The following is a 26,156-nucleotide window of genomic DNA, read 5'->3' as shown; positions in this document are numbered from 1 at the left end:
GACTATACGTTCTCTATCGACGAGAGCGGTAGGCATCCCAAGCTGACCCTCTCCGGAAATGCTTTTATGGGTTATTATTGCGGCCATCAAGAATACGAAATCGTGTATCAGACCGAAGAGGTAATGACATTGGTAGTACATAACCAGGTGGAACAACAAGACTGGTGTTTTGTTTTCTGTCGTGAAGACCTCAATGTGCCAGCGCCGCCGGTAGCCAAGGAGCTGAAAGCGATTCCGCTGAGTGAAGATTTTGAAGGGGATGAAATACTGGCTTTCAAACTGGAAGATATGGGGGGTGCAACAAAAAGTGCCGTGATTGGTAATCCTGTACCGCTACCCATCAATGAATCCTCGAAGGTGTACCGTTACTGGAAGTCGACCGGTTTCTACAGCAACCTCTCCTTCACTGCGCCTGATTATAAATTCGATCTAACGACACAGAACAAAGTCAGGGTGAAGGTCTTTATCCCCTCCTTCAACGATTATACCACGGAATATACGGTGGCTGGTCCCTGGATCTCCAACAACAAGTTGTTGCCTCAGCTGGCCGTGAAGCTACAGGATGGCGATCATCCGGCCCCGTGGGAAGGACAAACCGAAATGGTGATCGCAAACCTGCCAATGGACAAGTGGCTGGATCTGACGTTTGACTTCTCCCATGTAGCCGGCCGGAAGGATTATGACCGGATCGTGCTTCAGTTCGGTGCCGAAGGACATGCCGGGCCGGGCTTCTTCTACCTGGATGACTTTGAATTTGGTGAATAAAACAGATAAATTAATTAAGAGGCTGCCGGTGCAACAACCGGCAGCCTTTTCAACCCACATGAGAAAAATGAATACGATATGGATCGTGCTGGCCCTGATGATGGCAGCCTGCGGCGGAGATGACCCGTCGCCCATCACCCCTAAGCCCGATGTTGTGGTGAAATGGGAGATAACACCGGCAACCACACAGTTCTCCGCAAAGGGGGAGATCAAAAACATTGTCGTGACGGCCAATGGCGACTGGACAGCAACCTCTGGCCAGTCCTGGTGCAGCCTCACACCCGTCAAAGGGGGGAACGGACAGACCCTGGTAAAGATCAGTGTTACGGCCAACCCGAAAGAGGAGGTGCGAAACGCAGAAATCACTTTTACTTCCGGAAAGTACAGCCAGAAATATACAGTTTCGCAGGACGCCGGCACCATCGGAAATTATGTGCCGACAGGTTATAACCTCGTCTGGGCGGAAGAGTTTGATGCCCCCCGGTTGAGCAGCGGCAAGCCTGCCCTACCCGACACGCAAAAATGGTGGTACGAAAACCTTCCCAAGGGTACGGTCAACAATGAACTGCAGACTTATGTGGGGGGATTCAGGGGCACCGACACGGTGGCGGCAATCCACGACGGTACGCTGAAGATCATCGCCCGCAAAAGCGGAACCGATATCATCTCGGCGCGCATCAATACTATTGAGAGCTGGACTTACGGTTACTTCGAGGCTCGACTGCGGGTCCCGGGCGGCAAAGGTACCTGGCCCGCCTTCTGGATGTTGCCGGAAAAAGAACCCCTCAACTGGCCGCTCGACGGGGAAATCGACATCATGGAGTATGTGGGTTATGATCCCGGGTGGATACACGCTTCTGTGCATACAAAAGCCTACAACCATACAATCGGAACCCAGAAAACCGCGCGGATAGAGGTTAAAACTGCCGAAACAGCGTTCCACATTTACGCGGTGGAGTGGACCGCAGACTATATAAAGGGATTCGTGGATGGCGTGGAGTATTTCCGGTTCAACAACGACGGCACCGGAAACAAGGAGACCTGGCCCTTCAACGTGCCCTTCTACCTGAAGCTGAACCTGGCATGGGGAGGCAACTGGGGCGGCGCGCAGGGTGTCGACGAGTCGAAGCTTCCCGCCACCTACGAGATCGATTATGTGCGGGTGTATCAGAAGTAGAATCACGAAACAAAATATATAAACATGAGCTTAGCTTATAGCTGAATGCTTAAAAGAATAATAAAATGAAAACGAACAAAATATTCTTTTTTCTCCTTTTCATTCTGTTACTGACTGCCTGTAATGGTGGTGTCGGAAAAACCGGGGGGACCCTAGACGTCGGTATGGAGAAAAAGATTGATAGTATCCTGGCACAAATGACGCTGGAAGAGAAGGTGGGACAGATGGCCCAGTTTACCCTCGATCTAATCGGAAAAGGAGGAAATGCCTATCTTAGCGACGAACCTTTTGAGGTGGACAGCGCCATGCTCGATACTGTAATCGGAAAATACAAGGTGGGTTCTATCCTCAACACGAGCAACAACCGGGCCCGTACTATCGAAGTATGGGAAGAAATCATCCGTACCATTCAGCAAAGGGCATTGCAGGAGACGGGTATTCCGGTAATCTATGGCATAGATGCCATCCACGGTACTACATACACGGCAGGAGGAGTCCTCTTCCCGCAGGCCATCGGTATGGCGGCTACATTTAATACAGGACTGATGAAAGAAGGATCGCGCATCACTGCTTATGAAACACGGGCAAGCAACATACCCTGGACCTTCGCGCCAACGATGGACTTGGGAAGGGATGCACGCTGGTCCCGGCAGTGGGAGAGCTACGGCGAAGATGCCTACCTCAACGCACAGATGGCGGTGGCATCAACTCTTGGCTTTCAGGGCGGGGATCGCAACAAGGTAGGGAGCCAGCATGTAGCTGCCTGCCTGAAGCATTATATGGGATACGGTGTGCCAGTATCGGGTAAAGACCGTACTCCGGCGGTTATCCCGGAGGGTGATCTGCGGGAAAAATACTTCGAGCCGTTCCGTGGGGCCATTACTGAGGGTGGAGCCCTTTCGGTGATGGTGAACTCGGGGATCATCAATGGAGTCTCTACCCATGCCGATCACCGGCTACTTACGCAATGGCTGAAAGAGGAGCTGGGTTTCGATGGGGTGATTGTGACCGACTGGGCGGATGTGCAGAACCTGCTGAGCCGCGATCATGTGGCAGCTGATTACAAGGGAGCTGTCAAAAAGGCGATCAATGCCGGTATCGATATGGTGATGGAACCCTACAACCTCGCTTTTTGTCCCACCCTGGTACAGTTGGTGCAAGAGGGGCAGGTACCTATGAAGCGTATTGACGATGCGGTACGCCGGGTGTTGCGATTGAAATTCCGACTTGGACTTTTCGAACGGCCTTACTGGTCATGTGAAGAGTATCCCGATTTTGGAAATAGCGGGAACGAAGGAATCGCGAAATCAGCAGCGGATGAGTCGATTACCTTGCTGAAAAATGAAAACAATATCCTTCCGTTACCCGTTAATGCCCGTATTCTTGTAACAGGTCCCAATGCCCATTCTATGCGTACTCTTAATGGAGGGTGGAGCTATTCCTGGCAAGGCGAAAAGGCGGAGGAGTTTGCGCAGGACTACAATACTATCTACGAAGCGTTGCAGCGGAAATTTGGGGCCTCCAACGTGCGATACGAACCCGGCGTCACTTATAAAATGGATGGACAGTACTTCGAGGAGAACGCACCCGAAATAGCAAAAGCCGCCGTAGCAGCCGGAGGAGTGGACTATATCGTGCTTTGCCTGGGCGAAAACTCCTATTGTGAAACACCCGGAAACCTGGATGAACTGAGTCTCTCTGAGAATCAGACAGAATTGGCCCTGGCGTTACAAAAAACCGGCAAGCCTGTAATCCTGGTACTGAATGAAGGACGTCCACGGCTGATCCGCAAGATTGAACCGGGTGCAATGGCAGTCATACAGGCCTATCTGCCCGGAAATTTTGGAGGGGATGCGCTGGCGGATATCCTGAGCGGCGATGTGAACCCGAGTGGAAAACTGCCTTACACCTATCCGAAATACGAACAGGGCCTGATTACCTATGACCATAAACCCAGTCAGAATATCGATGGAAAGATGGAGGGTGCCTACGATTACGGGGCGCAGACGTCGGTACAATATCCGTTTGGCTATGGACTGAGCTATACCTCTTTCGACTATACCAACCTCCGCGTGAGCGACATGCTTTTTACGGCGGAAGATGTGATCTCCGTATCAGTAGATGTTACCAACAGCGGAGCCCGGGAAGGAAAAGAGGCCGTATTGCTCTTTAGCAGTGACCTGGTGGCATCCCTCTCTCCCGATGTGCGTCGCCTGAGAGCGTTTGAGAAAATCTCACTCAAACCGGGAGAGACCCGGACGGTCACTTTCGAACTAAAAGGCGAAGCACTGGCATTTGTCAATGAAAAGGGACAATGGACGCTGGAAGAAGGTGAGTTTATGCTGCAGGTTGGCGACCAGATCGCCGGTATTCATTGCACGGCGACAAAAACATGGGAGACACCCAACAAATAAGATGAACTATTTCGTTAAGCTAAATGAGAAAAGCTAAATTTGTTCGGACTTTGTCATAGCGAGAAAATGCCTAATAAATAGGAATATAAAATTCAAAACAGTTTCTTGGTGAATAACTGGCGACAGAATTGATGTAACGGGAGCACTTTTGATAGAGGTGCTCCCGTTTACTTGTTATTGCTCCCGGCTAGGTTCTACGGCAGGGCCTATCCTTTATTTTTTCTTTTTCTCGGCTTTTTGTCTTCCTTAAAATGAATCATGCGTGATTCAATTCCATATGCTGTGATATAGTTATGGATCATCTCAAGAAACTGTGTACCGAAGCGTTCTGCTTTAACCTTCCCGAAACCGTGGATCTTCAGTAACTCTTTTTCTGTCTCCGGCAGGTAATCGGCCATTTGTACCAGTGTTTTTACTGATGCCACAATGTAGACCGGTAAATTCTCCTCTTTGCTGATGCGGTTACGGAGTTGTACCAGCTCGCTTAGCAGTTCGGGATGGATCGATTTCAACTGTACCCCTGTTCTGTCGCGGCTGTACGAAGTGAAAGAGAAAGGAGGCTGCCTGAACTGACGTCGCGCATTGTAGTACGACTCAATGTTGAAGTTATCGGAAGTCGCGGAGATCAGGTGTGCCTTCAGGGCTGCTGCCGAAAAAAGGGAAGCGATGTCCTCATCGTATTGCTGTGCATTTGCCTTGCTGTCGGTGGTTGCAGCCGATTCCTGCAATGTCCGTAACAATATCCCAATTTTTTCGGTGAAATAGGATGAGGATGCCCGGAGCCGTTCTGCAAAAAAAGCCTTGTCGACAGGTATTTGTCCGGTGATATGTTGTAGTTGTATCCTGAATTTGCCAGCTACCTGCTCCAGTTCCGTCAACTGATTACAGATCTCGCTTACGAAAGGAACGGTTTCTTCGCTGAAGGAAGATTCGTTTTCCTTTGTATCGGAGTACCACGAACGTGCCGTCTGAAGAAGCGGTTCGAAGTCGTACAGTTGCAGTAGCAGGTTGATGCTGAACTGCTCCTTTGCCAACCGCAACTCTGCGGCAACCCGGCTTTCTTCTGGTTTAGACGAGGAGAATCGGACAACCTGTTCATCTACCCCTATGCTGTAACGGTTAATCGGACTTTTCAATACCAGGCTGTCGAGCGACCGGCAACGGCTCAGTGCCACATACACCTGTCCCGGTGAAAAGGCTTTCCCCGCGTCGATGATGGCCTTATCGAAAGTAAGTCCCTGGCTTTTGTGGATGGTGATGGCCCACGCTAGCCGCAGGGGTACTTGTTTGTACGTGCCGATGATTTCCTCTTCCACCGTATTGGTCTCGGGATGGGTGGTGTAGCGGATGTTCTCCCAGAGTACTGGTGATACGGTGATTTCTTCCGTGTCGTCCGGACATAGTACGGTGACACTCTCTTCCATGATGCGTGTGATCGTGCCGATTTTTCCGTTGAAATAGCGCCGCGGTGCTTCCATGTCGTTTTTCACGAACATCACTTTGGCACCCTCTTTCAGTGTGAGAACCCGCTCTACTGGAAAAGCATTCTCCGGGAATTCCCCTTTCACCACTGCATGATATGGATGAGCGTCTGTGTTGATTTTTCCCAATTCGGCGGTATTGATCGCATCGGCGCTGAAATTGTGTGTGGTGAGCGTGATATAATTTTCGTCGGGCGTCGGGTTAAAGTGGGGATCATAACGGTTTTGCAGTAACTCGAACCCTTCTGGTGAAAGTGAATCGTTTCGTACCTGGTTCAACACATCGATAAAAAGGTCGTCGGACTGCCGGAAGATCCTGTCGAACTCTACATAGACCGGTGGGTGCTCCTGAATGACGTGACTGTGGAAAAAATAAATCCCCTGGTAGTACTCCGACAGAATCCGCCACTCATCGGCTTTGGCTACAGGTGACAATTGGTAAACATCCCCTATAAAAACCAACTGTACGCCACCGAAGGGTTCAGAACGCCTGTGACGCACACTGCGAAGCACCGTATCGATGGCATCCAGCACATCAGCCCGTACCATACTTACTTCATCAATCACCAACACTTCCAGCTCACGGATTACACGACGCCGTGAGCTGTTCATTTTTATACGGGTGATCAACGCTTCGCGTCCGGCAGGCGTTGGCGTAAAAGGGGTAAACGGCAACTGAAAGAACGAATGGATGGTCGCCCCGCCCGCATTAATGGCTGCTACACCCGTTGGCGCTACCACGGCTACCTGTCTCGTCGTTTCCGCACGAAAATGGCGCAGAAAGGTTGTTTTTCCCGTGCCGGCTTTTCCGGTGATAAATATATTCCTGCCGGTATGGGTTACAAATTCTTTCGCACATTCATAGGGATTGAGATCATGCATATAATTTCTCACTTATAACATAGTTCTTTTCAGGAAAAGTTTGAAAAATGGATCAGTAATAAAATATTCACTGTCAATCTTATCGATTACTCCGTCATTTGTAAGTCCTCTTGCAGCTCTTTGCAAGGTAGCTGAACTGGGTAAGCGGTGTGTTGTTTTATAGGACTCTGAGAAAATGTTTTCTCCACCAGTACACAATGCAATCAATAATTGCTTCTTGCTTGTGGACTGATTTTCAAATAATTCCATAAAATAATCACTTTTCATTGCGATAACTTGTAAGATACATCTATCTACTATTTCATGAGAGATGTCGGCATGATGTGATACATTTAACCAGATTTCAGAAGCCAATTGTTGAATATAATGTGGGATATTGGCAGCTGTTTTGATAATATATTCGGCAATTTCCAAATCAAGTTTTATCTCTTTTCTTGCAAAATTGTTCTGTAAAAAATGAATTGTTTCTTTCTTTGGTAGATAATCAATAGTCATCTGTGTCGCTGCATGATAAAAAGGCCTTTTTTTATCATTAAACATTGCCTGCATTATGTGTGTTTTACTACCGAAGAAAATGTAATTAACACGTTTTTGGTGTTGTATTTTACTACGTAAAAGACCTTCAAAATTGATTTTATTCAATTTCTCAACTTCCTGAAATTCGTCGAAAAAAATTAGAACCCGTTTTTTCTTCCCGGCGAGTGCTTCCGGAATATCCAGTAATTGGGAAATATCCATCTCGTCGATTTGTTTTTTAGTAATATCAAGGGATAGTTCAGGATTTCCGTCAGGGGTGAATCTAATTACAGGACGAATGTTTTTTGCAATAGAATTAAATGTTTCAGCAAATCTTTGTAAATTGCGTTGTTTCGATGCCAGTGATTTGGTGTAAAGCCTAACAAAGGATTCCACAGAAAATACAGGCATGAAATCAAAATAAATACAAATAAATCCTTGTTCTTCTAACTGCTGTATAGCCTTTACAATCAATGATGTTTTACCAAATCTTCTGGGAGCGTACAAAACCATGTTATTCCCACCGGCAAGAGTCTTTACAATATGATCACACTCTTTGTGACGGTCATAAAAACTTTCTCCGGTTGCTACTGTGCCAAAAGTGAAAGGATTCATACTCGCATAGTTTTTCTACAAAGATATACAGCTTTCCCAATTATGCAAAAAAGCATTATGCAAAAAAGCATAATTGGTTGAAATAAAATAATTATTACATTTGCTGTTCCTACTCATCTTAGTCAAATTATTTTCAAAGGACCGACGATATGAAACAACTCTTTTTTATTGTTTTATCTGCTTTTATGTCTATGGCAGCGCTTGCTCAGGTTCCACTAAATCTTGAAAGCGAGCTGGTGCTGCTCAATATAAAAACCGGAAAGGAAACGGTTATCCTGCGCGAAAAGAGTCATTTTGAAACACCCAACTGGTTCCGCGACGGAAAATGTTTGATTATCAATGCAAACGGAAAATTGGAAAGGATATCTCTCAAGGGAAAAAAACTTGGCATCATCGATACCCGATTTGCTGACCGGTGTAACAAACAACGACCATGGACTGACCCTCGATGGGAATCGTCTGGCATTTGTAAGGTATATCAATCATGATTGATGAGAGGAGTTTCATATGAATTTCGGAAAAGTAGACGACCCCACGGTCGTAGATTTCAGCATTCCTGCCGATGATGCAGCTACGCTGAGAATTTTGGAGAGAGAGATTGATGATCCTTTGGAAGTTTATGTAGGTTGTGCCAAATGGAACAAAACCGATTTGAAGGATTTTTATCCAAAAGGCACAAAAGATGAACTCACCTATTATTCCCGGCAGTTTAATTCCATTGAGATGAACTCCGTTTTTTACAATATGCCGAAGGCTGAGCAGATTCTAAAATGGAAAGATAAGACGCCTGAGGGATTTAAGTTTTTCCCAAAAATTACACAATCGATCACTCATATGCGCAGGCTGGACAATGTGGAAGAGCTGACAAAGCTCTATTGCGATGCCATTTCTCACTTCGAGGAAAAGCTGGGAGTTTGTTTTCTACAACTGCACGAAAACTTCGGCATCAAGGGTTTCGACAAGCTGAAAGCGTTTGTCTCAGACTTTCCAAAAGCCATTCCGCTGGCGGTTGAAGTACGCGGCAAAGAATGGTATCGGGACAAAGATGTCTGGAACGAATACTGTCGATTTCTGGAAACACAGCATACCGCCAATGTAATTGTCGACACTGCCGGCAGACGCGATATGATGCACATGCGGCTGACTACTTCCACAGCCTTCATCCGTTTTGTGGGATGCAATGTGGATCAAATTGATTACCATCGCATAGACGATTGGGTAGAACGAATTGTGCAATGGAATAAGGCCGGACTGAGGCAACTCTCTTTTTTCGTGCATCAGAATGTGGAAAAATCATCGCCTCTCTTTTCAGCTTACCTGATTGGAAAACTCAATAAAAGGCTGAATTTGAGGCTGCACGTTCCGGCATTTGCAAGCGAACAGAAACAATTGTTTTAAATTATGAAAAAACACCGGCTATCATGATGAAATAAATCAGAATGCTGACAGTTGCATGCGCAAGCGGTAATTCAGGAGCATGGAGCTGGCCTGTGGGTAGAATGTGGGCCTCTCAGTTTTCCGTTCAGTTACTTTACATCCGTTCCGGTACGTCGATGCCGAAGAGCGACATCCCCTTTTTGATGGTGAGGGCAATGTTTTTTGACAGCAACAACCGGAAGTTGCGCAGGGCAGAGTTTTCCTCGCGCAGCATGGGGTGGTCGTGATAAAACTGGTTGTACTCCTTCGCCAGGTCGTAGACATAGTTGGCAATCAGCGAGACATTGTATTCCGCTCCGGCCTGTTTTACCACCGTCTCAAACTCGGCCAGCAACTGCACCAGCCCCTCTTCCTTCTCTGAAAGCGGGAGGGTTTGTTCCAGTTGTTCCGGGATCGTGATGCCCTGTTCCCTTGTTTTTCGCAGGATCGACTGAATGCGGGCGTGAGTGTATTGAATGAATGGGCCGGTATTCCCGTTAAAATCGATGGATTCTTTCGGATTGAAAGTCATGTTTTTTTTCGGATCTACTTTCAGAATGAAGTATTTCAACGCCCCCATTCCAATCATGGTTGCGACACGGCCGGCCTCCTCAGGCGTTACGTCCTCCAGCTTGCCCAGTTCCTGTGAGGTCTCCCGTGCGGTGGCAATCATCTCAGCCATCAGGTCGTCGGCATCCACCACGGTTCCTTCGCGCGATTTCATTTTGCCTTCGGGTAGTTCCACCATTCCGTAGGAGAAATGAACCAGCCCCTTTCCGAACTCAAATCCGAGCATGTCAAGCAGGATGGAGAGCACCTGAAAATGATAATTCTGTTCGTTGCCCACCACATAGAGCATGGTGTCGATGGGATAATCGTCGAAACGCAACTTGGCAGTACCGATATCCTGGGTCATGTAGACGGAGGTGCCGTCGGCGCGGAGCAGCAGCTTGTGATCCAGTCCGCATGAAGTGAGATCTGCCCATACCGAACCATCCTCTTTCTGATAAAAAAGTCCTTCCTTTAATCCACGCAGCACTTCCTCTTTCCCGGCAAGGTAGGTTTGTGACTCGTAGTAGATCTTGTCGAACGAGACGCCCATCTGCCGGTAGGTCTCGTCGAAGCCGTCGTAGACCCAGTCGTTCATCATCTTCCAGAGGCTCATGGTGGCAGGATCGTGTGCCTCCCATCTGCGCAACAGCTCCCGGGCCTCCTCCATCAGCAGCGACTGTGCCTCGGCTTCATCCCTGGTGAGCCCTTTTTCCTGTAAGGCAGCCAGCTCTTCCTTATATTTTTTGTCAAACAGAACGTAGTAGTCGCCGATCAGGTGGTCTCCCTTCTTCCCTGTTGTGGACGGAGTTTCTTCGTTGCCCCATTTTTGCCATGCCAGCATCGACTTACAGATGTGGATACCTCGATCGTTCACGATATTGGTCTTCACCACCCGTTTGCCGTTGGCACGCAGCACCTCGCTCAGTGCGTGTCCAAGCAGGTTGTTGCGTACATGTCCCAGGTGAAGCGGCTTGTTTGTGTTGGGGGAAGAGTACTCCACCATGTAAAGCGGTGCTTCGTCGGCTACCGGCGTGAAGCCAAATTCGGGCTTCGAGTTGATCTCTTCGAGGAGTGCTGTCCACACGCGGGAGGAGATGGTGAGGTTCAGAAATCCCTTGATCACGTTGTATGCTGCAATTATGGTCGATTGCTGAGAAAGATAGTTGCCTATCTCCTCTGCCGTCTCTTCCGGTTTTTTCCTGGAGAGTTTCAGTAGCGGAAAAGTCACCAGGGTATAATGGCCTTTGAACTCTTTTTTTGTTTTCTGCAGCGTGATCTGTGCCGGCTCCACGTCGGCATGATAAAGTTCCTTTATCGCAGAGATAATGGCATCCTGAAGGATATTTTCGATTTGCATAATTAAAGTAGCTGATTGAAAGCGCAAAGGTAAGAAAAATGTCTGTTTCGTCAATGATTATGTGAGTAGAAACGATAAGTGGCTACCTCGCAAGAGGCGTGGATCAGGTATGATTCAGGATATCCTGGATCACAAGGCCCGAGAGGGTGAAGCCGAAGACAGCGGTCACCTGCACCATGGTGCCGTTGATGCGTGCTTTTTTAAAGCTGCTGTTTTCGCCGGCCATCTCCAATACCTCCTCTCCTTTGTTTGTGAGCAGTTCTTCGCTATACACACAGAGGATTTTTTTTGCAGGTTTTTCTCCTTTTCTCATGTATTGCCGCAATGCCGATGCCAGCTTGCATCCGCGCACCTTCCAGAACTCGGCTACCCGCACCTGTTGTGGGTCCAGCTTAAGTGCTGCTCCCATGGAGGAAAAGACGGTGGCATCCGTGTGGGAAGCGGTAACAAGCAGATGAGTTTTGTGGGAGAGTGAGTCGATGGCATCAATGATGTAGTCATACTGCTCAAGGTGAAACGACTCCGAGGAGGATGCACTGTATATTTCGGGGATCGCGGATATCTCTGCATCGGGGTTGATCTCCTGCAGTCTTTTTTTCATTACCTCCACCTTCAGCTCTCCGATTGTGGTGGTGGTGGCAGGCAATTGCCGGTTGATGTTGGCTGTAGCCACCCGGTCGGAGTCTACCAATGTCAGGTGCATGATCCCGCTGCGGACCAGCCCTTCGGCACACCAGCTGCCAACACCGCCCACCCCAAAAAGGATCACCTTTTTAGAGGCAATTTGTTTCATGGCCGCTGAGCCAATCAGCAGCCCGGTGCGGGCAAAAAGTTCGTTATATGGCATCACAGTCATTGGATTTTAAAATAAGCGAGCAGGTGTTCCCTGCGGCATTTTAAAAAAAACTGACCCCGGTTTTCGGGGCCAGTTTTTTATCGTTCACGAAAGTCAATAATATGCTTCGTTTTTTGGTTCGAAGTAGGCCTGAGGATGTAGGCAGGTAGGGCAGTTTTTCGGCGGCTTTTTGCCGGTATATACATATCCGCAGTGGCGGCATATCCAGTCGATCTCCTCTTCGCGGATAAATACGGTGCCGTTAACAACCCGTTCCAGCAGCTTTAGGTAACGTTCTTCGTGGATGGCTTCTGCTTTGGCTATCATTCGGTACATGGTGGCAATCTCCTTGAACCCTTCCTGCTCGGCTACGTCGGCAAAGTGGGGGTAAAGTTCGGTCCATTCTTCGTTTTCCCCTTCGGCTGCTGCCTTCAGGTTCTCAGCCGTGGTCCCGATCAAGCCAGCAGGAAAGGATGCCGTAATTTCCACCATGCCTCCCTCAAGATATCTGAACATCCTCTTTGCGTGGGTCATCTCCTGATCGGCTGTTTCCTGAAAAATAGCCGCAATCTGTTCGTATCCCTCTTTTTTTGCCTCCTTCGCAAAAAAGGTATAGCGCATGCGTGCCTGTGATTCCCCTGCAAAGGACTTCATGAGATTTAGTTCGGTTTGGGTTCCTTTCACACTTTTCATAATGGTTGGTTTTATTAATAAGTTCAAATCATAGTGCATACAAATATAGTCTATTTTTTGGATCGGGAAAAGAGAGACAGCTTGCTGTTTATTATTTAAAATCATTCTAAAGAGACCCTACGCCAGTTCACTTAGTTCGAGCCAACGCATTGTTTTTTCGTCGATCTGGGTCATAATCTCCGAAAGGCGGGAAGATTTTTCCATCAGTTCTCCGGAAGGCAGGTTCCCCGAGGATAGTGCTTCGGAGATGGCTATTTTCTCCTTTTCGAGCTGTTCTATCTCTGTTTCCAAAGCTTCGAATTCACGTCTCTCCTTGAAAGTGAGCTTCTTTTTTTCATCCGTTGTCCTGCTCCTTCGCTGTTCGGATTCCTGTTTTGTTATTTTTACCTCTTCAGTCTGTTTTTTTTGCTCCTCTATTTTCCATTCGCGGTACCGGGTGTAGTTACCGGGAAAATCCTGTATTTTGGCGTTGCCATGAAATACCAGCAGATGATCCACCACCTTGTCCATAAAGTAGCGGTCGTGTGACACCACGATAAGGCATCCGTTGAATCCGGTCAGGTACTCTTCCAGGACATTCAGGGTGATGATGTCCAGGTCGTTGGTCGGTTCGTCCAGCACCAGAAAGTTGGGATTGGTAATCAGCACGGTGCACAGGTAGAGCCGTCTTTTCTCACCGCCACTGAGTTTGTACACATAGTTGTGTTGTTTTTCGGGAGGAAAGAGAAAATGTTGCAGGAATTGCGAAGCGGTAAGCTTCCTGCCATTGCCAAGGTCAATCACCTCGGCAATATTCTGCACCACATCGATCACTTTCATCTGCTCGTCAAATTGTAATCCTTCCTGGCTGTAATAACCGAAGTTCACCGTTTCGCCAATCTCGAAGCTACCGCTGTCGGGTGTTTCCTTGTCAAGCAACATCCGCACGAATGTTGATTTCCCGGTTCCGTTATTTCCCACAATGCCCATTTTTTCGTAGCGTGAGAAGACGTAACTAAAGTCGTCTGTGATGCGGATGTCGCCAAATCGCTTACATACATGTTTCGCCTCAAAGATCTTTTTTCCGATATAAGTTCCCCGCGCTGCCAGGCGGACGTTGTCCTCCTCGCGTCGTCGTTGTGCCTTCTCTTCCAGCGAATAAAAGGCGTCGATGCGCGATTTTGCCTTGGTGCCGCGCGCCTGGGGCTGACGGCGCATCCAGTCCAGTTCTTTCCGCATCAGGTTTCGGGCACGCTCCACCTCCGTGTTTTGTGCTGTTATCCGTTCATCTCTTTTCTCCAGGTAGTAGGAGAAGTTTCCTTTATAGGAGAAGAGTTGTTGTTCGTCGATTTCCAGAATTTGTGTGCAGATACGGTCCAGGAAATACCGGTCGTGTGTCACCATAAGCAGGCTCATGCGGTTACGATTCAGGTGCTCCTCAAGCCACTCCACCATTTCCAGGTCGAGGTGGTTGGTCGGCTCATCCATGATGACCAGTTCGGGCTCGCTGATAAGCACATTGGCCAGTGCCACCCGTTTCACCTGACCACCGGAAAGCTCGCCCATCTTCTGGTGAAAGTTGGTGATATTGAGTTGAGTGAGGATCTGTTTAATGCGTTGCTCGTAATCCCATGCTTTAAGCAGATCCATTTGCAACAACAGCTCGTCGAGTCCGGTATGATCTTTGGTGGAGAGCATCTCTTCATAGCGGGCAATCAGTTTTACCGTTTCGTTGTCGACGCTGAAGCAGGCTTCGAGCACGGATAGTTTCGGGTCGAACTGTGGTGATTGTTCCAGATAAGCAAACCGGATGTCGTTGCGGAATACCACCCTGCCGTTATCGTAGTTTTCCTTTCCCGCAATGATGTTCAATAGGGTAGTTTTTCCCGATCCGTTGCGGGCGATTAGTCCAATTTTATCGCCCTCGGCGATGCCGAATGAGATATCGCGAAAGAGCAGAAGGTCTCCGAAGCTTTTGGTGAGCGTGTCAATTTGTAAGAGAGGATGGGACATACATTTCAGAATTTGGCATCAAAAATACAAAAAACTATCGACTTCCTCTCGACTTCCTCGTGTAGCTCACTGCCAATCGTGCCGATGATTGTGTTTCCTTCCGTAGCTGTCCATGACATGGGACACAGACCTGTCAGAACTTCCAGCGTAGATAGAAGAAGAGGTCGGTTCTCCGTTTGCCATCGATTTGTTCCGTGCCACTACCAATGGTGTGGCGGTTGAAGTAGCGGGTATGGCCTGCCTTCATAGAAAGGGTCAGGGTAGACGAGGCGTTATGCTTAACCGACAATGCCAGTCGCGACCCCTTGCCGTAGAAGGAGGGCATATAGAACGAGTTGAGCAGATTCCGCTCGTAGGAGTAAAGCCGCACATCGTAAGTGTTCGCATCAAAAAAAGCCACATAGAAATCCCCAGATACAGGACTTTTTCCGCGATAGCCAATGTTTTGTGAGAGCATGTATCCGTTTTCCGGCGGGAAGTGTTTTTCCGTGTAACGAGCCATGTCGGCCGTCGTCCGGAATTCCCATCCGTTTTTAGCTGAATGGGTATACCGGAGCCGGAGCTTATGGGTGGCATACGGCAGTACGGAAGTCGATTGTTCATCGGGCCAGGAGAGGTTCTTTTCTTTTTGTTTGTACTTATACCGGATGTCCACCAACGACTGGCTGGAGAGCGTACATGTACCCAGAAAATAAAAGTCCAACGCTTTTGATGGTGTGTCCACACCAAATTTCAGCCAGGGAAAGCGCACAATATCGAGGTACGTGTTTACGGAAAATCTCCTGAATGGAGTGAACAGGACACTCAGAAAAAGGCCCCGCTCATTGCGGACGCTGCTCCCTTCTGAAAAAGCCTGTGCGTAAAGGGCGTTATAGGAGATAGGGTAGTAGCGATGCAATGCAGAGAAAGAGATGTCCGCAGAGGGCCTGTATTGCAGGGTATGCAGGGTTGCTACCGAGCCGTTTTTCGAGATTGCGGTTTCCCCTGCGAAGATAAATCCCGGCAGCTGGTAGGAATAGTCGATGCTTGCATTCCCATTGTTGGAGTCGCGTAAATAATAGAGGTTGTATTTCTTCGGGGAGGGTTGATATACTCTGTCGTAGGCATGATATAATCCGCTGATCCCAGCCTGAAACCTGTTTTTCCGATAGTTGATGTTCCCTCCCGTCACCTGCTCTCGCGTGTTCCTTTTTTTCGCTATCTCCAGGGGCGTGCGATGCAGTCCGTCGGTTTTAAATGAGGTGATTGTTCCCTCCTCCGACAGGTTGGCGTCGATACCTTTGAGGGAATAGAAAGCCGTGATGGTGAAATCTCCGATCCCGGCTACGGCAGCCGCACCCCTGAAGAAACCGCTTTCTGCCGTAGAGAAATGGCGCTTAGGTTGTTGGGTCCTGCGCACGATGTTTTCCGGGCTCCATGATTTGCCAATCATGAAATCGTTGTTCAGGATGAGTCCCTGCCCGAAAGAGAGCCGAAAGTCGCCCAAAGCCACCGTGTTGAGTATGCCAATATGCCGGGCGATCAGGTGCAGGCCATAATGATCGTATCCCCGGGGATAGCCTTGTTTGAAAAAAGGTTCTCCTGCATCCTTCTCTGCGGTGATCCCCATCTGTATCTTATCGCGGTAGTGGAACGAATAGCGGAGGGATGTATAAAAATCTTCACCCCGATATTTTCGGTTGGGGTAGCGTGCGAGGATGCTGTCGGAAAAATCACCGTATCCCGCACGGGGAGTGACTGTTTTATCGAAACGCAACTGTGCCTCGTGTTTGCCTCCATGAAGAAGGGCGGAGGGTGTCATTGAAACATTCTGCTTGTTGTTGCCTGCATAAAAGAACGGTAGGATCCGCTCCACCGTCTCCATGTCGAGATAAGGAACGTTCCTCAGCTCGAACACAGAATACAAGGGCCGGTTTTTCTCTAGAAAGGTTGTGATGGCCGTTACTTCCTCCAACGAAAGAAAGGGTATTCGTTCCAGCTGATCGCGTGTAGCCCTGTTTAGGTCCAAAGGATTGCTTTCCAGCTGAAACAACTCCTGGAACAGGTTCTCGATGGCGGCTTCATTCATTCCCTCTTCTTCGGCCAGCTGCTCTACATATTCGTGCCAACGGGCCTGCTGTGCATGCAGGCTGATAAAACATTCCGTAAAGAAGCAAAAGAGCAAAATGACAACAATACGTTTCATGGGTGCAACAATTTTTGATGTTATCAGGTCTATGGATTATCAACCCCCGTAAGGGGTTATCTAAATTTAATAGATACCGGGAATCGGGGGGGCGCGCTTGATTAAGGCTTAACGACAGACATAGGCTGCACACTTTTGCAAAAATAAGATTTTTATTGTTTATTGACAAATAAATGATTGTAAATTAAATACATGTCCCGATGTGGAGCTTTTTTTATATCTTTGCAGTGAATCGTAAATATTTAAGTGATTTATGCGAAAGCCAACCTGCTTGTTATTGGCTCTCACGTTGCTATTCAGCTCCTGTAAGGAGTGGAGAATGCATAAGAGATCAGAGTCCGATTTCCCTCATATTCTCCTGTCGGATACCCTGCGTGTGCTCACGTTGAACACCTCGACCTCTTATTTTTTATACCGCGATCAGCCAATGGGTTATCATTACGATATGGTCCGTGATTTTTGCCGGCAACACGGCCTTGTTCCGGAAATTATTGTAGCCGAAAATACCGGTGCCATGATGAGGATGTTGCAACAAGGTGTGGGCGACCTGATTGCCTACAATATGCCCGTAACCAATGCGTTGAAGGATTCGGTATTTTATTGCGGGCTTCAGCAGATCTCGCATCAGGTGTTGGTTCAACGTGCTCTGCGCGAGGACACCCTCATTTCGGACGTGACTGGCTTGATCGGAAAGAAAGTGACTGTAATCCGGTCGTCCAAATATCAGGATAGGCTTGAAAATCTGAATAACGAGCTTGGAGGGGGTATCCTGCTCGAAGCAGCCGACAGCGACACCCTTGTGGTGGAGGATCTCATCCGGTCTGTGTCGCGTGGGGAGATTGCATACTCTGTAGCCGATGATGATCTTGCCCGGTTAAACCAGACTTATTTCAGGAACCTTGACGTGACCCTGCCTTTAAGTTTCGATCAGCGTTCATCGTGGGTGGTCAGGAAAGATGCTCCCATTCTGGCCGATTCGCTCGACAGCTGGTTCGGGGGTAGAACAGCCGAGCCTGATTTTATGCGTATCGTGAAACGATATTTTGAAGAAGCAAAAGGATATCTTGACAGCGACAGACTTTCATATAAGGAAATTCTTGGACCCGGGATCATCTCTCCCTTTGATGCCTGGTTCAAACAACAGGGTAAACGGCTGAATATTGACTGGCGGCTGCTCGCGTCCGTTGCATGGCAGGAGTCTTCTTTCGAAACAGAAGGGGAGTCATGGGCCGGCGCCATCGGATTGATGGGGTTGATGCCCGCCACGGCGGCTTCGCTCGGTGTGAACGGCGACGACTTGTTTGATCCCGAACTGAACATTCGCGCAGGGGCAGAATATCTTCGCCACCTTCTCAATGTCTTTGACTCAATACCGGATCCCAATGAGCAGCTGAAGTTGTCGCTGGCGGCATACAACGGAGGGCTGGGACATGTGTTTGATGCCAGGGCGTTGGCCGAAAAATATGGTGCCGACAAGGATTTGTGGGCCGGTAACGTGGAAAAATACATCCATCTGAAGCGTTTGGAGCAGTATTATAATGATCCGGTATGTAAAAACGGTTATTTCAGGGGTGATGAAACAATTAATTATGTCCGCAATGTCATCAGCAGGTGGGAGTACTACAAGGAGGCAGTATCCAGATAAATTTGCCTGCTGCTCATTTGCTTCGCGAAAAGTTCATTAAAGTTGTTTTTTTCTGCACCAGGCAGAATAAATGAATTTACTCTGTTCTCGTTGATCGAAAAAGTTCACTATCTTTGTGACTGTGTCAAAATGAGACAAAGAAATCAACAGAACAAAGGAAATCAATTGAATTCTATCAACATGTCAGTTACCATTCATAAAGTCATTACGAAAGATGAACTCAGGAAGTTCATCCAGTTCGGCATCGATCTGTACGAGGGGAATGAATACTTTGTTCCCCCGTTGGTGTACGATGAGCGGGCCACTCTTAGCAGAACTAAAAATCCGGCGTTTGAGCACTGCGACGCTTCCTATTTTCTGGCATATCGCAATGAAGAGATTGTCGGTAGAATTGGTGTCATCATCAATTACAAGGCGAACGAGATTTGGAAGGAGCGCAACGCCCGTTTTGGATTTGTTGATTTTATTGACGATATTGAGGTGGTGGATATGCTTTTCGGTGCCGCTGAAAGTTGGGCACGCTCCCGGGGAATGGAGAAAATCCACGGCCCGCTTGGGTTTACGGACCTCGACCACGAAGGGATGCTGGTAGAAGGGTTCGACCAGATAAGTACCCTTTCCACCATCTATAATTATCCCTATTACGTAGACCACATGGAACGGATGGGTTACGTGAAAGACCAGGACTGGGTGGAGTTTCTCATCACCATTCCTAAGGAAATGCCTGATCGGTTTCTTCGGGCATCGGAAATAGTGAAAAAACGATCCGGACTTGTTGTTAAGCATTTGCAGGATAAGAATGATGTATATCCCTATGCGAAGGATATTTTCAGACTGATCAACCGGGCCTACAAAGATTTGTATGGTTTTGTGGAACTTTCCGAAAAGCAGATAGATTACTATGTGGAAATGTATATTCCCATGTTGCGCCTTGAGTTTCTTACGCTGGTAGTCAGGCAGGAAGATAACAAGCTGGTGGGCGTGGGTATCGGGCTTCCCAGTATTGCCAAAGCACTTCAGAAGGCGAGAGGACGCTTTCTGCCTACTGGTTGGTATCATCTGTACAAGGCATTGAAAGGGAAAGGCAACAATGTGCTGGATCTGCTGCTGGTGGCTGTGGATCCTGAATACCAGGGCAAAGGAGTGAATGCGCTGTTGTTCAATGAATTCATCCCGGCTGCCATCCGTTTGGGTTTTGAGTACGCAGAAAGCAATCCGGAGCTGGATCTGAACCACAAAGTAAAATCCATGTGGAACGACCTGGATGCCAGGCAGACAAAGAGGCGCAGGGCCTTCATTAAACAACTTTAGAGGAGAAACAAGCGAACGTGAACGAAACAGAAAGAGAATTACAGATACTGCAGGACAATTATCAGGAAGAAAATATTGTCACACTGGAGTGGCAGGAGCATATCCGACGCCGTCCCGGGATGTATATTGGAAAACTTGGAGATGGTTCGTCGTATGACGATGGTATTTACGTGTTGTTGAAGGAGGTGCTGGATAACTCCATCGACGAATATATGATGGGGTTTGGAAAAACCATCGAGATCACCATCGACAACCGGCGTGTCACCGTACATGACCACGGGCGAGGCGTGCCTTTGGGTAAGGTGAAGGATGTCTGCTCACGGATGAATACCGGAGCAAAGTACGATTCCAAGGCTTTTAAAAAATCAGTCGGGTTGAATGGTGTCGGCATCAAGGCGGTGAATGCACTTTCGTCTGAATTCTACATGGAGAGCTCCCGCGAAGGTATGTCTAAAACCGTAACCTTCCGTCAGGGTATCCTGGAGGTCGACGGAGATCTTGCTCCTTCATCCAATTCAAACGGTACAAAGGTTGGTTTTGTTCCCGATATCGATATCTTTGGTGAATATCACTATCGTGATGAACACATTGAGCCGTTGCTGAAAAATTATGTCTTCCTGAATACCGGGCTGACGATTGTCTTTAACGATAAAAAATTCTCTTCGAAAAACGGTCTCGAAGACCTGTTGAATGAAAACCTTACTTCCGAACAGCTGTATCCCATTATCCATCTCTTTGGGGAAGATATTGAAGTAGCAATCACTCACACCACCCAGTACGGAGAGGAGTATTATTCGTTTGTCAACGGACAGCATACCACGCAGGGAGGAACACATCTCACGGCCTTCCGTGAAGCTACTGCACGGGTGATCAAAGAGTTTTACAACCGTAATTTCGAATATTCTGATATACGAAACGGCATGGTGGCAGCCATCAGCATCAAGGTGGAAGAACCTGTTTTTGAGTCGCAGACAAAGACCAAGCTCGGATCGAAGGAGATGGGCCCGGACGGAATCTCGGTGAACAAGTATATCAATGATTTTCTGAAAAAGGAACTGGACAATTATCTCCACAAGAATCCCGATACGGTAGAAGTCCTGCAGAAAAAAATACTGGATTCCGAGAAGGAACGCAAAGCCATTGCCGGTGTGACCAAACTGGCGCGGGAACGTGCCAAGAAAGCCAATCTGCACAACAAGAAGCTGCGCGATTGCCGTATTCATTATAACGATGCCAAGGGTGATGACAGGGAAAAGACCAGCATCTTCATCACCGAGGGCGATTCTGCCAGCGGATCCATCACCAAAAGCCGTGATCCGAACTTGCAGGCGGTGTTTAGTCTGCGAGGCAAGCCTTTGAACAGCTTCGGACTCACCAAGAAGATTGTCTACGAGAACGAGGAGTTCAATCTTTTGCAGGCAGCCCTCAATATCGAAGAGAACATGGACGGATTGCGCTACAACAAAGTAATCATCGCTACCGATGCCGATACCGATGGGATGCATATCCGCCTGTTGTTGCTCACTTTCTTTCTGCAATTCTTCCCTGATCTGATCAAGAAGGGGCATGTTTATATTCTCCAGACTCCTCTCTTCAGGGTGCGCAACAAGAGAAAAACACTTTATTGCTATACCGAGGAGGAGCGGTTACAAGCGATTGATGAGTTGGGGCCTAATCCGGAAATAACCCGCTTCAAGGGACTTGGAGAGATCTCTCCCGACGAGTTCCGCAATTTTATTGGTGATGATATCCGTCTCGACAGGGTGACCATGCGAAAAGAAGATCTGTTGAAAGAATTGCTGGAGTTCTATATGGGTAAAAATACGCCGGAACGACAGACATTCATCATCGATAATCTGGTGGTGGACGACGAAGAGGTAGCATAAAATGGAACCGAGCATTGCCGAAAAGAGAATAGCCTTGTTTCCCGGGACTTTCGATCCCTTCACCATCGGCCACGAATCGCTGGTGCGAAGGGGGTTGGCTCTGATGGATGAGATTGTGATTGCCATTGGTGTCAATGAGGCAAAGAAGTCTTACTTTACGCTCGAAAAAAGGATCGGGATGATTCGGGACTTTTATCGCGAAGAGCCACGTGTAAGGGTGGAGAGCTACGATTCTTTGACAATCTCTTTTGCAAAGGAGATCGGCGCCCGGTACATCTTACGTGGTATCCGTTCGGTGGTCGACTTTGAATATGAGAAGACAATTGCCGACATGAACCGAACCATTTCGGGAATAGAGACGTTTGTACTATTTACTGAACCGGCTTTAACGCACATCAGTTCCACCCATGTGAGGGAATTGCTACGTTACGGACACGATATCAGCAACTTTATTCCACAAGGGATGAAAATTTAATTCTGCTTAATAAGAAAACAATGCAAAAACAAATACTGGCCGTGATAATGGGTGCACTCCTGTTATCCGGAAGCACATTCGCCCAGTTCAGGCCTTCGCCGGAAGGTTTGAAGCTGGAACGCACTCTGCAGCTAATCAATAGTTTGTATGTAGACGATGTGAATTCAAAAGAACTCACCGAAGCAGCCATACGCGCTATGTTGGAGGAGTTGGATCCACACTCGTCTTATCTGAACGAAGAGGAAGTACGTGCCATGAACGAGCCTTTGCAGGGTAATTTCGACGGGATAGGCATCTCATTCAACATGCTTACAGACACCCTCTACGTGATGGAAGTTATCTCCGGAGGTCCGTCACAGAAGGTGGGCATTATGCCGGGCGACAAAATCATTCAGGTGAACGACACGTTGATTGCCGGCGTGAAGATGAGTAACCAGGATGTGATCAAGCGCCTTCGTGGCCCCAAAGGTACGGTGGCGAACGTGAAAGTGCTGCGTCGTGGCGTGCCCCGGTTGATGGATTTTCGCATTGTGCGCGATAAGATACCCATCACCAGCATTGATGCAGCTTATATGGTGACAAACGACATTGGATATATTCGGCTGAGTCGCTTCGGTGTTTCTTCCGCCGCTGAATTCAAACAGGCAGAAAGAACGTTAAAAGCTCAGGGAATGAAACACCTTATTTTCGACCTGACTGACAATGGCGGGGGCATCCTGCAGACAGCCAACGAGATTGCCGACGAGTTTCTGGACGACTCGCGTCTGATTGTCTATACCGAAGGGAAGAATCAACCCCGTTTTACGATGAATGCCACCGAAGGTGGCGAGCTCCAGACAGGAAAACTTGTCGTGTTGGTCAACGGCGCTTCGGCCTCGGCCAGCGAGATTCTCGCAGGCGCACTGCAGGATTGGGACAGGGGCGTCGTCGTTGGCAGAAGGACTTTTGGAAAAGGATTGGTGCAGCGCCAGCTGCCACTGCCCGATGGAACCATGATCCGGCTGACCGTGGCACGATATTATACCCCTTCCGGCAGAAGCATCCAGAAACCATATGAGGTGGGAAACAAAGATGCCTATAATCAGGATTTCATGAACCGGTACGCCCACGGTGAGTTGTTTGATGCCGACAGCATCCGCTTCGCCGATTCCTTGAAATACAAGACGCTGGTGAACCAACGCACCGTCTACGGTGGTGGTGGGATCATGCCTGATTATTTTGTGCCGGTTGACACCACATCGGGTACCATGTTTCATGCCAATCTGAATGCCAAAGGGGTAATCAACAGGGTGGCTATTTCGGAGGTGGACAACCAACGCACTATGTTGCTGCAACAATTCCCCGATGTTGTTCATTTCATGTCGGGTTTTCGGGTGTCGGAGGAACTGAACCAAAGGCTGCGGTCAATAGCGGCTGCAGAGCAGGTGGAATGGAATGAAGAGGAGTACGGTCGTTCGAAAGAACTTATTTTTATACAGTTGAAAGCGTTGATTGCACGGGATCTATACGATTCATCGGCATTCTATCGGATTATCAACGAGGAAAATGATATTTTCTCAGAAGGATTGCAGATCATTTCGGATGATCTGCGTTACGAAGGCCTGTTAAAAGGCTTGGGCAGCAATGTGGCACACCAACAATAAAGAAAATGAATTTTGACTACAGTAAACTGCGTGTAAAGGAAGGCTCGAAGGTAAGCCTGAAAGAGTATCCGACCCTCGAGGATGGTGGTTTTACCAAAAAATCCGCAAAAGAGGAGGTTAAGCTGAACATCAAAGAGCTGAAGAAGCTGCAGGAGATGTTTTACGCCGACGACCGCTATTCGCTGTTGATCATCTTACAGGCGCGTGATGCAGCAGGTAAAGACGGGGTTATCAGGCATGTCATGTCGGGAATCAACCCGCAGGGCTGCCGTGTGCACAGCTTTAAAACACCCACCAGGAACGAGCTGGAACACGACTACTTCTGGCGTCATTATGTTGCTCTGCCGCAACGCGGGATGATTGAGATCTTTAATCGTTCCCACTATGAAAATGTGCTTGCCACCAGGGTGAATCCGCAATGGATACTCAACGAACGAATTCCCGGGTATAGCACCGTGGAGGCAATAGATAAGCAGTTCTGGGAAAACAGGTACGAAGCTATAAACGGAGTAGAAAAGCATCTGTATCAGAATGGAATGCGCATATTGAAATTTTTTCTGCACGTTTCGAAAGAGGAGCAGAAGGAGCGTTTCCTTTCTCGTATCGACGAGCCGGATAAAAACTGGAAGTTCAGTTCGGCCGACCTTCAGGCACGTGCACAGTGGGATGCTTATGATCGGGCATACGAAGAGATGCTGGAAAAAACGTCCAAACCACATGCACCCTGGTTCGTGATCCCCGCAGACAAAAAGTTCTTTACCCGGGTGGCAGTGGGAGACATCATCCTGGAGTTGTTCCGCTCGCTCGATTTGCGGTATCCACCTGCCGAGTCACCCGAAGTATTAGCAAAAGCGAGGACAGAATTGACAAGGGAGTAAACGAGATACCTTCCTTGCCTGTGACAATATTCAGATGCCCTGTATCTGACTTGTTCATTCGCGTTCACCGTAGAGGAAGAGATATCAATCCGGCAGGGTCAACGGATTTTTTTAGTTTCCCTTAAATGTGAATCCAGACGCGAGATAAGCCACAACAGGCTAAATATCGAACCCACAAGGATTGCTGATCCGATGAATTGGGGGGAAAGCAGGAAATCTTCGCCAAGCAGAAAATATACCCCTGCAACCATTGCTCCCAGAACAGCATACATCGTACCAAAAATGGCTCCCATCTCCCTCAGCATATTATTCTCCCGTTCTTTTTTGCGTTTTGTGCCCTGAGGGACAAGCGCCTTTTCGGTTTCTATCTGCTGCATAATCCGATGTCTCAGGTTCTCGGGAGCTTCTATTCTTGCGGACGTCAGTATTTGCCGAAATTTTTCGTCCTCTTTTTGCGTGCTATATTTGTCCATCATGATGATCATTTTTATGTCCCCGTAATTTGTACTCCATAATTTGAAACAACCATTTCTTTGAAAAGTTTCCTTGCCCTGAACAGTTTCACCTTTACGTTCGGCTCGTTCAGCCCGGTGATTTTGGCAATCTCCTTTACCGGATTATCCTCCAAATAGTAGAGCGTGAGTAAAAGTGCATCTCCCGTAGGCATTTTCTGCAATACATCGGCCACAATCTCTTTTCTCTCGTTTTCGTTCATGTTTATCTCCAGTGTGTTGTCAGCAAGCTGAGAAGCATCTTCCATCGCTGCCGCCCTGCTTCCTATCCACATTTGAGACTTCGTATGTGTGATTGCCGTGTTGTATACAATGCGATACAGCCAGGTTGAAAATTTGCTGTCGGACCGAAAACTACGCAGATTCCTGAATGCCTTTACATAACTTTCCTGTACGACATCTTCCGCATCCTGCATGTTGCCGCAAATCCGGTAAGCGATGGTAATCGCCATATCCTGATAAGCATCGACAAAATATGCAAACGCGGAAGTGTTGCCCGAAAGCACCTGTTGCACACGTTGGTTTTCGTTCATTGCACGTGATTATTCCTGTTCTGTCTCTTCCCTTTGCGCCGCAACCGGCATCTTTTGCATTATCAAAAAATAGACCAGGTAGCCTAGGCCCAGGAAGAAAACCACGCTTGCACCGGTGATCCAAAATTCATTGTTCTGACCAATCACAAGATATTCGGAGCAAAGAAAACCGACAATGATTCCTATTCCAAGGGCAACGAGTACGATCCCGTTTCTTAACGATACGAAACGGTTAGGGTTACTTTTCGTCTTTGTCCTGTTGGGTGGGATGATTCCCTGATTGATTAGCCCCATTCTTTCCTTGTGGGCATTTTTTACCGAGGTGAGGCCTATGACGAGCCCAGTGGCTATGGGCAGTCCTATGGTACACAGAATGGCGATGATTGGGATTAA

General features: G+C 48.1%; 20 protein-coding genes and 1 pseudogene. 11 read left to right on the top strand and 10 right to left on the bottom strand.

Features of this window, described 5'->3' with window-relative positions:
* From B3Z75_RS02925 to B3Z75_RS02915, 3 genes and pseudogenes are all read left to right on the top strand, one after another.
* Nucleotides 1-765: pseudogene (locus tag B3Z75_RS02925) on the top strand (hypothetical protein); the annotation flags it as partial.
* A 67-nt stretch (nt 766-832) separates the two neighbouring features.
* On the top strand, nt 833-1,942 hold the full coding sequence (locus B3Z75_RS02920; protein ID WP_294067588.1) for a family 16 glycosylhydrolase: 1,110 nt from the start codon (nt 833-835) through the stop codon (nt 1,940-1,942).
* Between the two features lie 65 nt (nt 1,943-2,007).
* Complete coding sequence (locus B3Z75_RS02915) at nt 2,008-4,356, top strand: glycoside hydrolase family 3 N-terminal domain-containing protein (RefSeq protein ID WP_294067586.1); 2,349 nt, start codon at nt 2,008-2,010, stop codon at nt 4,354-4,356.
* A 206-nt stretch (nt 4,357-4,562) separates the two neighbouring features.
* On the opposite strand, the gene B3Z75_RS02910 is transcribed toward B3Z75_RS02915, so the two are convergent.
* On the bottom strand, nt 4,563-6,719 hold the full coding sequence (locus B3Z75_RS02910) for an HRDC domain-containing protein (protein ID WP_294067584.1): 2,157 nt from the start codon (nt 6,717-6,719) through the stop codon (nt 4,563-4,565).
* 12 nt (nt 6,720-6,731) lie between these two features.
* A complete protein-coding gene (locus B3Z75_RS02905) occupies nt 6,732-7,850 on the bottom strand; it encodes an AAA family ATPase (protein WP_294067582.1) in 1,119 nt (372 codons plus the stop codon).
* Between the two features lie 149 nt (nt 7,851-7,999).
* On the opposite strand from B3Z75_RS02905, the gene B3Z75_RS02900 reads away from it, so the two are divergent.
* Together B3Z75_RS02900 and B3Z75_RS02895 are read left to right on the top strand one after the other, a co-directional pair.
* Entirely contained in the window at nt 8,000-8,338 is a 339-nt protein-coding gene (locus tag B3Z75_RS02900) for a hypothetical protein (RefSeq protein ID WP_294067580.1), read from the top strand.
* Between the two features lie 19 nt (nt 8,339-8,357).
* Nucleotides 8,358-9,248 carry a DUF72 domain-containing protein gene (locus tag B3Z75_RS02895; RefSeq protein WP_294067578.1) on the top strand — a complete coding sequence of 297 codons (891 nt, stop codon included), beginning with the start codon at nt 8,358-8,360 and terminating at the stop codon, nt 9,246-9,248.
* A gap of 133 nt (nt 9,249-9,381) precedes the next feature.
* Here the strand turns inward: B3Z75_RS02895 and argS are convergent, their stop codons facing one another.
* The 5 genes from argS to B3Z75_RS02870 all read right to left on the bottom strand — a co-directional run bounded on the left by argS (nt 9,382) and on the right by B3Z75_RS02870 (nt 16,880).
* Entirely contained in the window at nt 9,382-11,175 is a 1,794-nt protein-coding gene (argS, locus tag B3Z75_RS02890) for an arginine--tRNA ligase (protein ID WP_294067576.1), read from the bottom strand.
* A gap of 103 nt (nt 11,176-11,278) precedes the next feature.
* On the bottom strand, nt 11,279-12,022 hold the full coding sequence (locus B3Z75_RS02885; protein WP_294067574.1) for a tRNA threonylcarbamoyladenosine dehydratase: 744 nt from the start codon (nt 12,020-12,022) through the stop codon (nt 11,279-11,281).
* A 102-nt stretch (nt 12,023-12,124) separates the two neighbouring features.
* Complete coding sequence (gene rbr / locus B3Z75_RS02880; RefSeq protein ID WP_294067594.1) at nt 12,125-12,706, bottom strand: rubrerythrin; 582 nt, start codon at nt 12,704-12,706, stop codon at nt 12,125-12,127.
* A gap of 114 nt (nt 12,707-12,820) precedes the next feature.
* A complete protein-coding gene (locus B3Z75_RS02875) occupies nt 12,821-14,695 on the bottom strand; it encodes an ABC-F family ATP-binding cassette domain-containing protein (protein WP_294067572.1) in 1,875 nt (624 codons plus the stop codon).
* 133 nt (nt 14,696-14,828) lie between these two features.
* Nucleotides 14,829-16,880, bottom strand: a complete 2,052-nt coding sequence (locus B3Z75_RS02870) for a helix-hairpin-helix domain-containing protein (RefSeq protein ID WP_294067570.1) — start codon at nt 16,878-16,880, stop codon at nt 14,829-14,831.
* Nucleotides 16,881-17,199: 319 nt separating this feature from the next.
* Here B3Z75_RS02870 and B3Z75_RS02865 point away from each other — a divergent pair, with 319 nt between their 5' ends.
* From B3Z75_RS02865 to B3Z75_RS02840, 6 genes are all read left to right on the top strand, one after another.
* Nucleotides 17,200-18,525: a transglycosylase SLT domain-containing protein gene (locus tag B3Z75_RS02865; RefSeq protein WP_294067568.1), complete on the top strand. Its 1,326-nt coding sequence runs from the start codon at nt 17,200-17,202 to the stop codon at nt 18,523-18,525.
* 180 nt (nt 18,526-18,705) lie between these two features.
* Complete coding sequence (locus tag B3Z75_RS02860) at nt 18,706-19,836, top strand: GNAT family N-acetyltransferase (protein ID WP_294067592.1); 1,131 nt, start codon at nt 18,706-18,708, stop codon at nt 19,834-19,836.
* Between the two features lie 17 nt (nt 19,837-19,853).
* Nucleotides 19,854-21,722 (top strand): DNA topoisomerase IV subunit B, encoded by a 1,869-nt coding sequence (locus B3Z75_RS02855; RefSeq protein ID WP_294067566.1) that lies wholly within the window; start codon nt 19,854-19,856, stop codon nt 21,720-21,722.
* Nucleotide 21,723: 1 nt separating this feature from the next.
* Nucleotides 21,724-22,197: a pantetheine-phosphate adenylyltransferase gene (coaD, locus tag B3Z75_RS02850; RefSeq protein ID WP_294067564.1), complete on the top strand. Its 474-nt coding sequence runs from the start codon at nt 21,724-21,726 to the stop codon at nt 22,195-22,197.
* Between the two features lie 20 nt (nt 22,198-22,217).
* Nucleotides 22,218-23,840: a S41 family peptidase gene (locus B3Z75_RS02845; protein ID WP_294067563.1), complete on the top strand. Its 1,623-nt coding sequence runs from the start codon at nt 22,218-22,220 to the stop codon at nt 23,838-23,840.
* A gap of 5 nt (nt 23,841-23,845) precedes the next feature.
* On the top strand, nt 23,846-24,718 hold the full coding sequence (locus B3Z75_RS02840; protein ID WP_294067561.1) for a polyphosphate kinase 2 family protein: 873 nt from the start codon (nt 23,846-23,848) through the stop codon (nt 24,716-24,718).
* Between the two features lie 98 nt (nt 24,719-24,816).
* Here B3Z75_RS02840 and B3Z75_RS02835 read toward each other — a convergent pair whose 3' ends face one another.
* From B3Z75_RS02835 to B3Z75_RS02825, 3 genes are all read right to left on the bottom strand, one after another.
* On the bottom strand, nt 24,817-25,194 hold the full coding sequence (locus B3Z75_RS02835; RefSeq protein WP_294067559.1) for a hypothetical protein: 378 nt from the start codon (nt 25,192-25,194) through the stop codon (nt 24,817-24,819).
* An 11-nt stretch (nt 25,195-25,205) separates the two neighbouring features.
* Nucleotides 25,206-25,763, bottom strand: coding sequence for an RNA polymerase sigma factor (locus tag B3Z75_RS02830; protein ID WP_294067557.1), 558 nt, complete (start codon nt 25,761-25,763; stop codon nt 25,206-25,208).
* A gap of 9 nt (nt 25,764-25,772) precedes the next feature.
* The coding region (locus B3Z75_RS02825; protein ID WP_294067555.1) for a DUF6249 domain-containing protein at nt 25,773-26,156 on the bottom strand (384 nt) is incomplete at its 5' end.

The organism is Proteiniphilum sp. UBA1028 (genome assembly GCF_002316955.1).
Lineage (GTDB): Bacteria > Bacteroidota > Bacteroidia > Bacteroidales > Dysgonomonadaceae > Proteiniphilum.
The sequence above is the reverse complement of the archived record's forward strand: the minus strand, read 5'-3'. Positions and strand labels throughout refer to the sequence as shown.